Source organism: Flavobacterium sp. LHD-85, assembly GCF_030929595.1.
Classification (GTDB): Bacteria; Bacteroidota; Bacteroidia; order Flavobacteriales; family Flavobacteriaceae; genus Flavobacterium.
This window is the reverse complement of record NZ_JAVFVR010000003.1, coordinates 352,474-365,252: the sequence shown is the minus strand read 5'-3', so window position 1 is coordinate 365,252 and position 12,779 is coordinate 352,474. Positions and strand designations below refer to the sequence as shown.

The window sequence follows — 12,779 nt, the reverse complement described above, 5'->3', positions numbered from 1 at the left end:
TCGACTCCGCTCAGCTTGACTAACTTCATAAAACACAAAACCCGACAGGTTTTTAAAACCTGTCGGGTTTGCTATAAATTATCTAATTGACTAATTATCTCAATTATCAAATTAGTTCCTTCTGCTTCCAGAATAAATCGATATATAGTACAGCAACGTTGCAATAGAACCAATTGCTGCTACTAAATAAGTTCTTGCCGCCCATTTTAAAGCGTCTTTTGCTCCTGCTTGTTCTTCTTGCGTAAGCATATGTTTATTTTCTAACCAAGCCAAAGCACGGTTACTAGCATCATATTCTACCGGAAGCGTAATAATCGAAAACAAAGTTGTTGCGGCAAAAATAACAATTCCGACCAATAGCAATCCTGGGAAAACTTTGATCATTAGAATTCCTGCAAGTAAGATCCATTGCACAAAATTTGAAGCAACACTTACAATCGGCACCAACTTAGAACGCATAGTCAGCCATTCGTAACCAATTGCATGTTGAACTGCGTGGCCGCATTCGTGTGCCGCAACTGCAGCTGCGGCTGCATTACGGTGATTATATACCGCTTCACTTAAATTTACTGTTTTATCTGAAGGATTATAATGATCTGTTAACTGGCCTGGCGTTGAAATAACACGAACATCTGTAATTCCGTTATCGGCAAGCATTTTTTCAGCAATTTCTCTTCCGCTCATTCCGTTTCTCAATTGCAATTTCGAATACAATTCAAATTTACTTTTCAGCTGTGAGCTTACTAGCCAGCTGAACAACATGATAGCTCCAGCAATAATTAAATATCCTGATCCCATTTTTTCTGTCTTTTAGATTGATTTTTAAATTTACAAAACAAACTGCAAATTGCGAACCATTTTAACAAAATGCCATTTTGACATTTTTTTACCATTTTTGACTTAATTCAACATGTTGTTTTTAAGCAAAAAGGCGATTAATTCTGCCACATTTTTCATTTTGTATTTCTGAAGAATATTGCGTCGGTGTGTTTGAACGGTTAGAAAACTCAAAAATAAATCGTCGGCTATTTCCTGAGTCGATTTTCCTTGCGAAAGCAATAAAGCAATATCACGTTCTCTTCGGCTCAAACCCGGAATTCTTTCCAAATCTTCAGACAAGGGCTGACTAATGATTGTTTTCACTTCTTCGCTAAAAACAATTTCACCATCAATAGCTTTGTAAATACATTCTTTAAACTCATCAAAAGAAGCATTTTTAAGAATATATCCATTTCCTCCATTCTGAATAAACTGCATTACCAAACTTCTTTCAGATTGGCTGCTCATACCCAAAATCACCATTTTTGGATGCTTCTGTTTGATAGTTTTACACAGATCAACTCCATTTATTACGGGCAAGAAAATATCCATTAAAATCAAATCGACTTTATTGTCTTCTATATAATCTAAAAGCGCAATTCCCGATTCAAATTTTTCTACAATTTCTATATTATCTAAATCCGAAAGCAAACCTGAAATTCCAGAAATCACAATCGGATGATCATCTACTATTACCGTTTTATACTTCATAATCATGATTTGGGTTATATTTTAATTCAATATAAGTTGAAGTTCCTTTATCCAGAACAGAATCAATTTCTAATTTTCCGTTTAAGAAAGCCACACGATTTTTGATATTTCGCAAGCCCATTCCATCTCTTTTTTCTGCATATTCTACATTAAAACCAATTCCGTTATCTTCTACAGTAATAAAAAACACATCTTTGTTCTGCGAACAAGAAACCAAAATCTGCGATGCTTTGGCATATTTCAGAGAATTATTCAGAAGTTCTTGAATGATTCTGAAAATCATTATTTTAAAATGCTGTGGCAAAGTCGTTTTTTTAATCAAATACTGAAATTCAATTGTTGTTTCGGCTGTTGAATGCGAAGCGCATAAATCTCTAAGCGCATGTTCAAGTCCAAGTTTCATTAAACTTTCGGGCATTAAATTCTGAGAAATATTGCGCAGCTCTTTGATCGAATCATTCAATAGACCATTAATATTGGGTGCGTTTTCTTTATTCTCACGATCGGCAAGATTCAAATGCATCTTAAGTCCTGAAAGCATACTCCCGAGTCCGTCGTGCAAATCTCTGGCAATTCTTTTACGTTCTATTTCTTCTCCTTCAATCAAAGCATTTGAAACCGATAATTTTTGCTGGTTCTCTAATGCTTCAAGTTCTTGTTTATGATTGACTTCTTTTTGGAAACTTATCTTTTTCTGATAATTATTCCAGCTCCACAAAAACAAAACCGTCAAAAACAGAACAAACGAAAGCACCGCAAAAAGCATCATATTCAAACGGTTATTGTTGACCTGCAAAACCGCTTTTTCATTTTCAGATTGCAGCAAGCCAATTTTCTTTTCACTTTCCGCTTTTTTATATTTTGCTTCAAGCTCTACAATTTCGCTTTTCAGTTTAGCATCGTTAAGACTGTCGTTTATGACATTGTATTTATTCGAATAATAATACGCTTTCGGATATTCTTTAGTCGCATTATAAACTTTAGACAGCTCTTTATAGTAATTCTTTTTATCTACAATAAAAGGCGTTTTTGCGATTAGAAATTCTAAATTGCTTTTGGCTTTATCATAATTTTTCAATTTAAAAAGCACTTCATATTCGGCAAATTTCAATCTATTTACTGCAATTGCATTCTGATGGCTTTCTGCTGATTTGATTCCTTTTTCAAAACTCACTAACGCTTCATTATGTTTATTCTGTTTAGAATAATAAAGTCCCTCCGAATAAAAATAAGAATCGTTTAAGTTGGATTCTGGGTATTTTTCTAAAGTCGCATAAGCTTTATCTAAAATTTCTTTAGCGTCGTAAAAATGCTTCAGCTCTACTAAATTCTCTGCATTTATAATATAGGTTTCCATTTTAGACTCTGCTAAAGTTGCAGATTTTTTGGTAGCGCTCTCGATATATTTTTGCGCTTGATCCAGATATTCTGCTGCTTTTTCGCGTTCATCATTATTCATGAAAATAATCGCGACGGCTTTATTTAAGGCGCTGATTAATTCATAATCGCCACTTTTCTTAGCAATTGGAATGGCTTCATTTACCAGCAATTTCATATAAGCGTTTTCATTATTCTTGCGCTGCTGCATAATGCCATAATTCTGAAGTATTACAGCACGAAGTTTATAGGCTTCTTTATTTCTGTATTTTTTAAGTTTGGAATTAGCTTCCAGCAAAGCTTTTTCAAAACCTTCCAAATCGCCTTTTTCTATAAAACTGTAGGCATTATAAAAAACAGAAGCGTCTTTTAGAAAAGGAAATTTGACTTTAAGTTTATTTGCCTGCTCCAAATATTCTTTGGATTTTTTTGCATCCTGCACCATCAAAAATAGTTTTGATAACCTGAAACTATTCAAACTTTTGACACTATCGGATTTTGTGTTTTTTGCGATTTTAACAATACTGTCAATGTAAACAGTATCATCATCTAATGAAAGAATTACTTGTGAATTGGAAATTGCAGTGAAAAACAAAAAAAATAAAAAGGCGTAGATTTTCTTCATAAATGTGGCATTTACTCAAAGTTATTAAAGCTTAATGACTTTCAAAAAGAAATTACTTGCTTTTACCTGATATCAGGTAATAAAAAATACATTTTATCAGGTATTGCCACCCCGTAAGTAAGGGTCTAATTTTGTTATGAATCAGATTATTAATTAAAGGATATATTATGAAATCAATTTTGAAAACCTTAGCAATTGTAATGACTCTTGCTTTTACAGCAGTTTCTTGCAGCAGCGATAATGACGATAAAGGCGGAAGCAACTCGAGAGACGTTAAATATGAAATAACTGGAAATTACACAGGAACACTTTCTACTACTTATTTTGAAAAAGGAGGAAATGCCCTGAACGAAGACATTACTAAACTTCCTTGGACTAAAGAATTTACTGCTGATGCAAAATCTATTGGCGCATCATTAAGCGCAAGTGGATATGGTGGAACTCCTGGACAAACATTGACTGGAAAAATTTATATTGGAGGAAAATTGGAAAACGAATTAACTGCAACAGCAAATAGTGATGGAATAATTGTATTACCTCTTACACCATACGTTTTCCCACAATAGTCTATAGAAATTTAAAATTTTAGATTTTTGTTTTTGGTAAAAGAAAGCTTCGCAATTGTGAAGCTTCTTTTTTTTATGATTCTAGCTGATGATTAACTTCTTCAAATTTCTCAATCAGACTATTAATTTTTTCCTGCTGCTTTTTAACTTGTTTTGGGCGAATGTAAAACCAATTAAACAACATCCAAAGCAACGTGATTCCGTACGTTAAACTTGCTCCTAAAACACTCATTCTGCTTGCGTATTCGTACATATACAAACAAATCCCTAGTGTCAGCCCTATAAAGTAAAAATTCATCATTTTGGTCTGCAGAAACTGTTGTTTCTTTTTTATCGAAATCAGTTTCTGCAAGTATTCCTGATTGGTTTGTGTAGAATCGATGCTTTTATAATCGTTCGATAATTTATTGTATACAAATACATAAACCATCATAGCAAGAATGGTAACCACAATTCCGATTTTAGTTGAAATAAACTGTGGCTGATAGTATATCCAGATAAAAATTATAAAAGCACTCGTTGCCAAAAGCAAAATATTAATCATCCATAAACTGCGTAAAGCTGCTTTTTTAAACTTACCTACTCTCGCCAATAAATCGGTCATATCTGGCTGACTTACGGATTGCTTTTTCCATAAGTCTTTAAAATCTATATTGTTATCGTTGTTCATTTTCTTTAAATTTTTGAGTCAGTTTTTCTTTGATTCTGTGAATTTTCACTCTAACATTTGCTTCAGAAAGTCCAACGATTTTAGCAATTTCATTTTGTTTGATATCTTCTAGTTCTAACGAAATAATAATACGATCGGTTTCTGGAAGCTCAGCAATACATTTATACAAGAATTGAATCTGAGGTTCTAATGAGGTATGTTTTTCTTCTGAAAGATGAACTGGAAGCTCAGATTTTGGGAAACGTTTTTGTTTTTCTATCTGCCTGAGACAGTTGTTGGAAGCAATTCTGAAAATCCATGTTCCAATAGAAGATTCATTTCTGAAAGTTTCCAGTTTCTGCCAAACAATTATAAAAGTTTCCTGAGTCAAATCCTGAGCGGCATCATAATCGTTTACGAAACCCATACAAAGCCTGAAAATTCTATCCCAATACGTTTTATATATCTGTTCAAATTCCATTTTAAGATTTTAAAAAATTATTCAATTGTGCCAAATACCAAGCTGTATCATCATACATAATAAAGTGTAGACCTTTACTAGCGTATCTAAAATCGGCTGTTTTCAAATTTTTATATTGTTCATCGATTGCAGGTTTTAAATTTATAAAATAAGATTCTAATAAAACTAAAGACGAACATTTTATCTGTGAGATTTTCGCTCTTAAATCTGTATTATAAAAATCACAATACATTTGCCCAAAAGTGTTTCGGTCAGATTTTACGCTCCAGCTCACAACCGTCTCCAATTTAGATTGATCTTGCAAAAGTCTCGGCATCATTTGTTTCTGCATATCGTAAAACTGCGTTTCGTTCATTCCCGTCATTTGCTTTACAGTTGCCGAACAGTCATTATTTTCTTTTGATTTAAAAGAAGGATCACTTAAAGCGGCCAGACAAGGAAGTGCATCCACAACCACAATTTTCCCAATCAATTCTGGATAATCTGCCGCAATGGCAAGTGCCAAACCTCCGCCCATACTGTGGCCAATTACAATTGGTTTTTCAATTTTGTTGTCTTTTATATATTGAGCAATTCCGTTTTTCCAGTTTTCAAACGACGGATTCGGCTGTGGTTTTACTCTAGCGAAACCTGCCATTGTAAGTGTATAACAGGTAAAGTCTTTTTCAAAAACTGCTTTGGTTTCATTCCAGACATCTCCAGAAGATGCAAATCCAGGAATGAATATTATGGATTGTTTTCCTTTTCCGGTTTTAAGAACTTCAAAAGGATATGATTTTGTTTGTGCAAAAACATTTAGACATAATGCTGAGAATAGGAATGCGATAATTAAGATGATATACTTTTTCATTTTTAATAGTTTTAAGTTGTTAAAATTCTAATAGCAATAAATTGTTAATTAAATCGGATCCATGCTTTTGATACGGCAACTATTAAAATGTTACAACTTAATTTAAAATTTCAATAAAAAAATTCCAAATCCCAATGTTTACGGGGGTTTATAAGTATAAAAAATGTGAGTTTTTTTGCTCGCAAAGGCACTAAGCCGCAAAGTTTTTTCCACAATCTTGTCATTTCGACGAAGGAGAAATCTTCGCGAGAAGCTCTACAAAGATTGGCTTATTGGAACGGAGTTACTTACGAAGATTTCTCCTTCGTCGAAATGACAAACTATGCGTATTTGGGGTGAAATTCGTGGAAATTCGTGCAATTCGTGGCGGAAAAAACAAAAAAAAATCCCAAACCCCAATCGTAAAATTGGAATTTGGGATTTAAAATATTGGAATTTTAAAATAATTAACCGACTAGGTTAATTATTTTCCCAGGAACAATAATCACTTTATTTGGTGTTCTTCCGTCTAAGTGTTTTTGAGTTCTTTCGTCTTTCATTACGATTTCTTCGATTTGTTCTTTGGTTAAATCCAAAGGCAATTCGATTGTGAAACGCATTTTTCCGTTGAAAGAAACTGGATACTCCTTATTAGTTTCAACTAAATGTTTTTCTTCAAAAACAGGGAAAGCAACTTCTGAAATTGAAGTTTTATGTCCTAATTGTGACCATAATTCTTCTGCAATATGAGGCGCATAAGGCGAAACCAAAATTGCTAACGGCTCTAAAATTGCTCTTGAATGACAATTTTGAGAAGACAATTCATTCACACAAATCATAAACTGAGAAACTGAAGTATTGAAAGAGAAATTCTCTATATCTTCTGCTACTTTTTTGATGGTTTTATGCAATGATTTTAAATTGTCTTTTGTTGGTTCGTCGTTGTTTACGATTAAACCATTATCATCAAAATACAATCTCCATAATTTTTTCAAGAAACCAAATACTCCAGAAATACCAGCAGTATTCCAAGGTTTTGCCTGCTCTAACGGACCTAAGAACATTTCGTATAAACGCAATGTATCAGCACCGTATTCAGCACAAATATCATCTGGAGTCACCACATTGTAATATGATTTCGACATTTTTTCTACTTCACGGCCTACAATGTATTTTCCATTTTCATCAAAAACAAATTCAGCTGTAGCAAAATCTTCTCTCCAAGCTTTAAACTTTTCTATATTTAATTCGTCTGAAGAATTAACGAAATTTACATCAACACGAATTGGCTGCACATTTTGACCTTCAATTTTATTTTTAGATACAAAAGTATTTGTTCCTTCCAATCTGTAAACATACGCCGTCGTCCCCAAAATCATTCCCTGATTAATCAGTTTTTTGAATGGCTCTTCGGTTGGAGCAAAACCTTTGTCTTTTAAGAATTTATTCCAGAAACGAGAATACAATAAATGTCCGGTTGCGTGCTCGCTTCCTCCAATGTATAAATCTACATTTTCCCAATAAGCCAAAGCTTCTTTGCTTGCAAATTCATTTTCGTTGTGCGCATCCATATAACGCATCCAATACCATGAACTTCCTGCCCAACCTGGCATTGTGTTTAATTCTAGAGGAAAAATCGTTACATTGTCAACTAAATCAGTTGCCACAACTTTATTCTGTTTTGTATCCCAAGCCCAAACCGCTGCGTTTCCTAATGGAGGCAAACCGTCTTCTGTTGGCAAATATTTTTCTACTTCAGGCAAAATAATTGGCAAGTGCTGCGTCTCAATCATTTTTGGCAATCCATTCACGTAATAAACTGGAAATGGTTCTCCCCAATAACGCTGACGAGAGAAAACCGCATCACGCAAACGGTAATTTGTTTTTCCTGTTCCCTGACCTAGTTTTTCTAATTCAGCAATTGCTTTTTGAGTTGCCTCTTTATAATTTAATCCGTTTAAGAAATCAGAATTTGCGATTTCAACGTTATCTTTTGATCCGTAAGCAGCCTCAGAAATATCAACATTAGCGAAGATATTTTTGATTTCCTGCATTCCGTTTTGACCTTTAAAGAAATTAGCAAAAGCATAATCTCTTTCGTCTCCACAAGGAACCGCCATTACAGCACCAGTTCCGTAACCCGCTAAAACGTAATCTCCAATCCAAACCGGAATTGGTTCTTTTGTAAACGGATGTTCGGCATAAGCTCCCGTAAATACACCAGAAATAGTTTTTACATCGGCCATACGCTCACGCTCCGAACGTTTTGCTGTTTTTTCGATATACGCTTCAACAGCTTCTTTTTGCTCTGGAGTTGTAATTTTAGCTACCAAATCATGCTCTGGAGCCAAAGTCATAAAAGTAACTCCAAAAATAGTATCAGGTCTTGTTGTGAATACTTCGATTACTTCATCATGATTTTTCACATTAAAAGTCACCAAAGCTCCAACCGATTTCCCAATCCAGTTTCTTTGAGATTCTTTGATAGACTCACTCCAATCAATATCATTTAGACCTTGAAGCAAGCGTTCGGCATAAGCAGAAATTCGCATACTCCATTGTGTCATTTTTTTTCTTATAACAGGAAAGCCTCCACGTTCCGAAACTCCGTTTACAATTTCATCATTTGCCAAAACAGTTCCTAAGCCTGGACACCAGTTTACTTCGGTTTCTGCCAAATACGTCATTCTGTATTGCAACAAGATTTTCTCTTTTCGGTCATCCGAATAAGATTTCCATTCGTCAGCCGTAAAAATCGCAACGTTATCGTCGCAAACTGCTTCAACCAATGCATTTCCGCTTTCTTCAAAAACAGTTACAAGATCTTTAATATCAAAAGCTTGTCCTTGTTTTCTGCAATACCAAGAGTTGAACAATTGGATAAAAATCCATTGTGTATGTTTGTAATAATCAGGATTTGATGTACGCACTTCACGAGCCCAGTCAAATGAGAATCCGATTTTATCTAATTGTTTTCTGTAACCTGCAATTTGTTTTCCTTCTTTGTCTACTCCACCGTCAATATTTACACGCGTTGTATCTTCTGGACGCTGTCCTGTCTGAATTGCATATTGTTCTGCCGGCAATCCGAAACTATCGTAACCCATTGGGTGCAAAACATTGAAACCTTGATGTCTTTTGAAACGCGAATACACATCTGAAGCTATATAACCCAGCGGATGCCCAACGTGCAGTCCTGCTCCAGATGGATAAGGAAACATATCGAGAACATAATGTTTCGGCTTTTCAGAGTTATTCTTTGCAGCAAAAGTTTGACTTTCTGCCCAATATTTTTGCCATTTGGCTTCAATTTCGTTTGGATTGTACTTCATTTCTAAGTGACTAAGATTCTAAGTTACTAAGGTTCTAAGCTTTTCACTAAATTAATTAAGCCGCAAATTTACATTTATTGCGGATTGTAGCAAAGCTATTTCATTGACAAACAAATAAAATAACAAAATACTTATTTTTAATTACGTAAAAATACTTATGTTTGTATTTTAATACTTAGAAAATATCTCGCGCAGATAGAAAATTTTTATCAGAAAAGAATTATTTTTGAATAGCATTTAAAAAATTAAAATGGCCGACGGTAAAAAATACAATGTAGAAGTCCGTGTTTGGATTGAAGAAGCTGAAGGTGCGTTTCTTGGAATTGGTAAAATTTGGCTCTTAGAAAACATCAAGAAAACGGGATCGATTACCAATGCGGCCAAAGAAATGAAAATGGCGTATCGTCAGGCTTGGCAATTGGTCGAAGAAATGAATCAGCGTGCAGAATCTCCTTTGGTCGAAAAACTTCTTGGAGGAAAAGGTGGTGGAGGCGCAAGATTGACAGAAGCTGGAGAAAGAGCGATTACTGTTTTTTATGAAGTTGAAAAACGCATTAAAGAATTTGCCCAAAAAGAAACTCAGAATTTGAAGTTTTAAAAACAAATATTTAAACACATAGAAACATAGCTTTAGCAATCATAAAAAGGCGTTTCACTTAATTCAAATACACATAGCAAATCTATGTTTTAGAAACTAGTTTCTTTTTTACAATCTTTTTGAGGATAAAAAAACTATGTTTCTATGTGTTTAAAAAAATAACCAACCAAACCGACTTTTTTTTTAATCATCAGTATTCATTTTAAAACATACTGAATTTAACAGCCAAAAACCATGAACCAAAAACTGTATTTATTCTTTGTTTTTATAAGCCTAAAAAGTTTTTCTCAAGTCCAAAATTCAAAAACGCAAGACAGCATTAAAAAAGAAGAACTAAATGAAATCGTGATTACAGCGTCTCGCCGTTCCGAAAAATTAATGCATTCCCCAATTAGTATCGAGCAGTTAAAATCGGCGGAAGCTAAAATAATGGGATCACCGAGTATTTACGAAGCGCTCGAAAATGTAAAAGGCGTTCAGATTATTACACCGAGTTTAGGTTTTAAAGTGATCAATACGAGAGGTTTTGCGAATTCTACTAATGTAAGATTTGCACAATTAGTAGACGGAATTGATAATCAAGCTCCACATTTGGGCGCTCCAATTGCAAATGCACTCGGGGCAAATGATCTCGATATTGATAAAATCGAAATTATTCCTGGAACTGCAGCCGCTTTGTACGGAATGAACGCCATTAACGGTTTAGCCAATATTCAGACCAAAAATCCTTTTGAATATCAAGGAATCGCCATACAGCAATTGACTGGCGTAAATCATGTTGGGAATATTGATCGGTTTTCACCAAAAGTGTATTCGCAGTTTAATTTGAGAATTGCCAAAGCTTTTAATGAAAAATTGGCTTTCAAAATAAATGCATCCACAACCGGCGGAACAGATTGGGTTGCCGACGACAGAACTGATTTGGCTCCAAATGCAAATGCTTCGACAGGTTTGTTTGGCGCAGATAATCCTGCTTACGACGAAGTAAATGGTTACGGAAATGAATCGGCAAATCGAAAAACTTTAAACTTAAATGGCAAAAATTATGTGGTGGCAAGAACAGGTTATCGTGAAACAGATATTTCTGACTACGAAATCAAAAATTACAAAGCTGATTTCGGATTGTATTTTCGTCCAAAAAAAGGTCATGAACTTTCTCTGACTTACAAAACTGCTTTAATAAATACTATTTATCAGCGTTCGAACCGATTTCGATTAGACAAGTATACTTTAAATCAATTTTCTGCCGATTATCACACACCCGTTTTTCAGGTAAAAGCGTATGCAACAAACGAAAACACTGGCGATTCGTACAATATACGTTCTTTGGCAGAAAATATGGATCGTGCTTATAAATCGGATGATAAATGGTTTGCCGATTACAGCACTGCCTATAAAAATGCTGTTTCAAGCGGAGCAAGCGTTGCTGATGCACACAGAATTGCGAGAACTCAATCTGACGCAGGGCGATTTTTACCTGGAACTGAAGCTTACGAACAAAAGAAAAACGAATTAATCGATATCAACAATTGGGATATTGGCGCCGCTTTGCGGGTAAAATCAACGTTAGTTCATGGCGAAGGATTGATTAATTGGGATAAAGCTTTTCTTTCCTTCTTTGAAAAAATTGATGTGAAATTATTAAGCGGTGTAGATTATAGAAATTACATAATTGTTCCCGATGGAAATTATTTCATCAATCCAGTTCATGCTGACGAAAATCTGACGTATCAAAAAACTGGTGCTTTTACACAAGTCACAAAAGATTTTTTCTCAGATAAATTAAGATTGGGCGCAACTATAAGAATGGACAAAGCCGATTATTTTGATGCAAAATTTACGCCTCAGTTTACAGCAGTTTATTCGCCAAAAGAAAACTTAAACTTTAGAGCTTCGTATCAAAACGGGTATCGTTTCCCGAGCATTTTTGAAGGTTTTTCCAATGTCAATTCAGGCGGTGTAAAACGTGTTGGCGGATTGCGAATTATGTCTGATGGAATTTTCGAAAACTCATATACCAAAGCTTCAATCGATAAATTTCAAACACAGGTTAATACTGATGTTAATACAAATGGTTTGGCTCAAGCACAGGCGATCGAAAAAAACAAAAATACAATTCAGAAAAATCCTTACACTTATTTGGAACCCGAATTTGTGAAATCCTTTGAAGTTGGTTTTAGAGGAATGGCTTTAAACAAAAACCTATTTATTGATGCCGATTTCTATTACAACTCTTATAAAAATTTCATTGCACAAGTCGAAGCTAGCATTCCGAATACGACAGATCCAAATTTGATTCCGACTGCTTTATATTCAAAAAATACACAAAACCGTTACAGACTTTGGACGAATTCAAAAAGTAAAATTTACAATTACGGAGGAAGTTTAGGTTTGAAATATCGTTTTGGTAATACTTTCAGCGCTTTAACCAATCTTACTTACACCAAACTCGACAAAACGGACGATAAAGATGGTTTGGAAGACGGTTTCAACACGCCAGAATTTAACTTAAACGGAACGCTGATTGCCCAAAACATTTGGAAAAATCTTGGTGCAAGCGTAACGGCTCGTTATCAAAACAACTTTGATTATGTTTCTTTCTTGGTCAGCGGAACTGTTCCTGCTTATTGGACAATGGATGCGCAATTAAATTACCATTTCAAAAAGGGCATATCGGCAAAATTGGGCGGAACAAACATCCTCAATAAACCATATACTTCAATTCTTGGCGGACCATCAATTGGCGGATTATATTACTTATCATTAGTTTGGGAAACCACTAAATTCTAAAA

The 12,779-nt window shown here is 34.6% G+C and carries 10 protein-coding genes; 3 read left to right on the top strand and 7 right to left on the bottom strand.

All coding sequences use genetic code 11. From position 1 onward, the window contains the following. Positions 1-111: 111 nt before the first annotated feature. From RB618_RS07515 to RB618_RS07505, 3 genes are all read right to left on the bottom strand, one after another. Positions 112-798 (bottom strand): zinc metallopeptidase, encoded by a 687-nt coding sequence (locus tag RB618_RS07515; protein WP_308068190.1) that lies wholly within the window; start codon positions 796-798, stop codon positions 112-114. A gap of 102 nt (positions 799-900) precedes the next feature. After that, positions 901-1,530, bottom strand: a complete 630-nt coding sequence (locus RB618_RS07510) for a response regulator transcription factor (RefSeq protein ID WP_308068189.1) — start codon at positions 1,528-1,530, stop codon at positions 901-903. Further along, a complete protein-coding gene (locus RB618_RS07505; RefSeq protein WP_308068188.1) occupies positions 1,520-3,532 on the bottom strand; it encodes a histidine kinase in 2,013 nt (670 codons plus the stop codon). The genes RB618_RS07510 and RB618_RS07505 overlap by 11 nt, the downstream gene beginning before the upstream one ends. Before the next feature lie 167 nt (positions 3,533-3,699). Here RB618_RS07505 and RB618_RS07500 point away from each other — a divergent pair, with 167 nt between their 5' ends. Next, on the top strand, positions 3,700-4,098 hold the full coding sequence (locus tag RB618_RS07500) for an MmpS family transport accessory protein (protein ID WP_308068187.1): 399 nt from the start codon (positions 3,700-3,702) through the stop codon (positions 4,096-4,098). A gap of 73 nt (positions 4,099-4,171) precedes the next feature. Here RB618_RS07500 and RB618_RS07495 read toward each other — a convergent pair whose 3' ends face one another. The 4 genes from RB618_RS07495 to leuS form a co-directional block, all read right to left on the bottom strand. After that, complete coding sequence (locus RB618_RS07495; protein WP_308068186.1) at positions 4,172-4,768, bottom strand: hypothetical protein; 597 nt, start codon at positions 4,766-4,768, stop codon at positions 4,172-4,174. Beyond that, entirely contained in the window at positions 4,755-5,228 is a 474-nt protein-coding gene (locus tag RB618_RS07490) for a sigma-70 family RNA polymerase sigma factor (RefSeq protein WP_308068185.1), read from the bottom strand. Before RB618_RS07490 ends, RB618_RS07495 begins: the two co-directional genes overlap by 14 nt. Position 5,229: 1 nt before the next feature. Then, on the bottom strand, positions 5,230-6,078 hold the full coding sequence (locus RB618_RS07485) for an alpha/beta hydrolase (protein ID WP_308068184.1): 849 nt from the start codon (positions 6,076-6,078) through the stop codon (positions 5,230-5,232). A gap of 446 nt (positions 6,079-6,524) precedes the next feature. Beyond that, on the bottom strand, positions 6,525-9,389 hold the full coding sequence (gene leuS, locus RB618_RS07480; RefSeq protein WP_308068183.1) for a leucine--tRNA ligase: 2,865 nt from the start codon (positions 9,387-9,389) through the stop codon (positions 6,525-6,527). A gap of 250 nt (positions 9,390-9,639) precedes the next feature. Between leuS and RB618_RS07475 the strand changes: the two genes are divergently transcribed. Beyond that, complete coding sequence (locus RB618_RS07475; protein WP_308068182.1) at positions 9,640-9,987, top strand: LysR family transcriptional regulator; 348 nt, start codon at positions 9,640-9,642, stop codon at positions 9,985-9,987. Positions 9,988-10,221: 234 nt separating this feature from the next. Further along, a complete protein-coding gene (locus RB618_RS07470; protein ID WP_308068181.1) occupies positions 10,222-12,777 on the top strand; it encodes a TonB-dependent receptor domain-containing protein in 2,556 nt (851 codons plus the stop codon). The last annotated feature ends 2 nt before the right edge of the window (positions 12,778-12,779 follow it).

Coding starts and splice junctions, on each gene's coding strand:
- RB618_RS07515 (WP_308068190.1), bottom strand. CDS start 798: ATGGGATCAGGATATTTAATTATTGCTGGAGCTATCATGTTGTTCAGC.
- RB618_RS07505 (WP_308068188.1), bottom strand. CDS start 3,532: ATGAAGAAAATCTACGCCTTTTTATTTTTTTTGTTTTTCACTGCAATT.
- RB618_RS07470 (WP_308068181.1), top strand. CDS start 10,222: ATGAACCAAAAACTGTATTTATTCTTTGTTTTTATAAGCCTAAAAAGT.
- leuS (WP_308068183.1), bottom strand. CDS start 9,389: ATGAAGTACAATCCAAACGAAATTGAAGCCAAATGGCAAAAATATTGG.
- RB618_RS07475 (WP_308068182.1), top strand. CDS start 9,640: ATGGCCGACGGTAAAAAATACAATGTAGAAGTCCGTGTTTGGATTGAA.
- RB618_RS07500 (WP_308068187.1), top strand. CDS start 3,700: ATGAAATCAATTTTGAAAACCTTAGCAATTGTAATGACTCTTGCTTTT.
- RB618_RS07495 (WP_308068186.1), bottom strand. CDS start 4,768: ATGAACAACGATAACAATATAGATTTTAAAGACTTATGGAAAAAGCAA.
- RB618_RS07490 (WP_308068185.1), bottom strand. CDS start 5,228: ATGGAATTTGAACAGATATATAAAACGTATTGGGATAGAATTTTCAGG.
- RB618_RS07510 (WP_308068189.1), bottom strand. CDS start 1,530: ATGAAGTATAAAACGGTAATAGTAGATGATCATCCGATTGTGATTTCT.
- RB618_RS07485 (WP_308068184.1), bottom strand. CDS start 6,078: ATGAAAAAGTATATCATCTTAATTATCGCATTCCTATTCTCAGCATTA.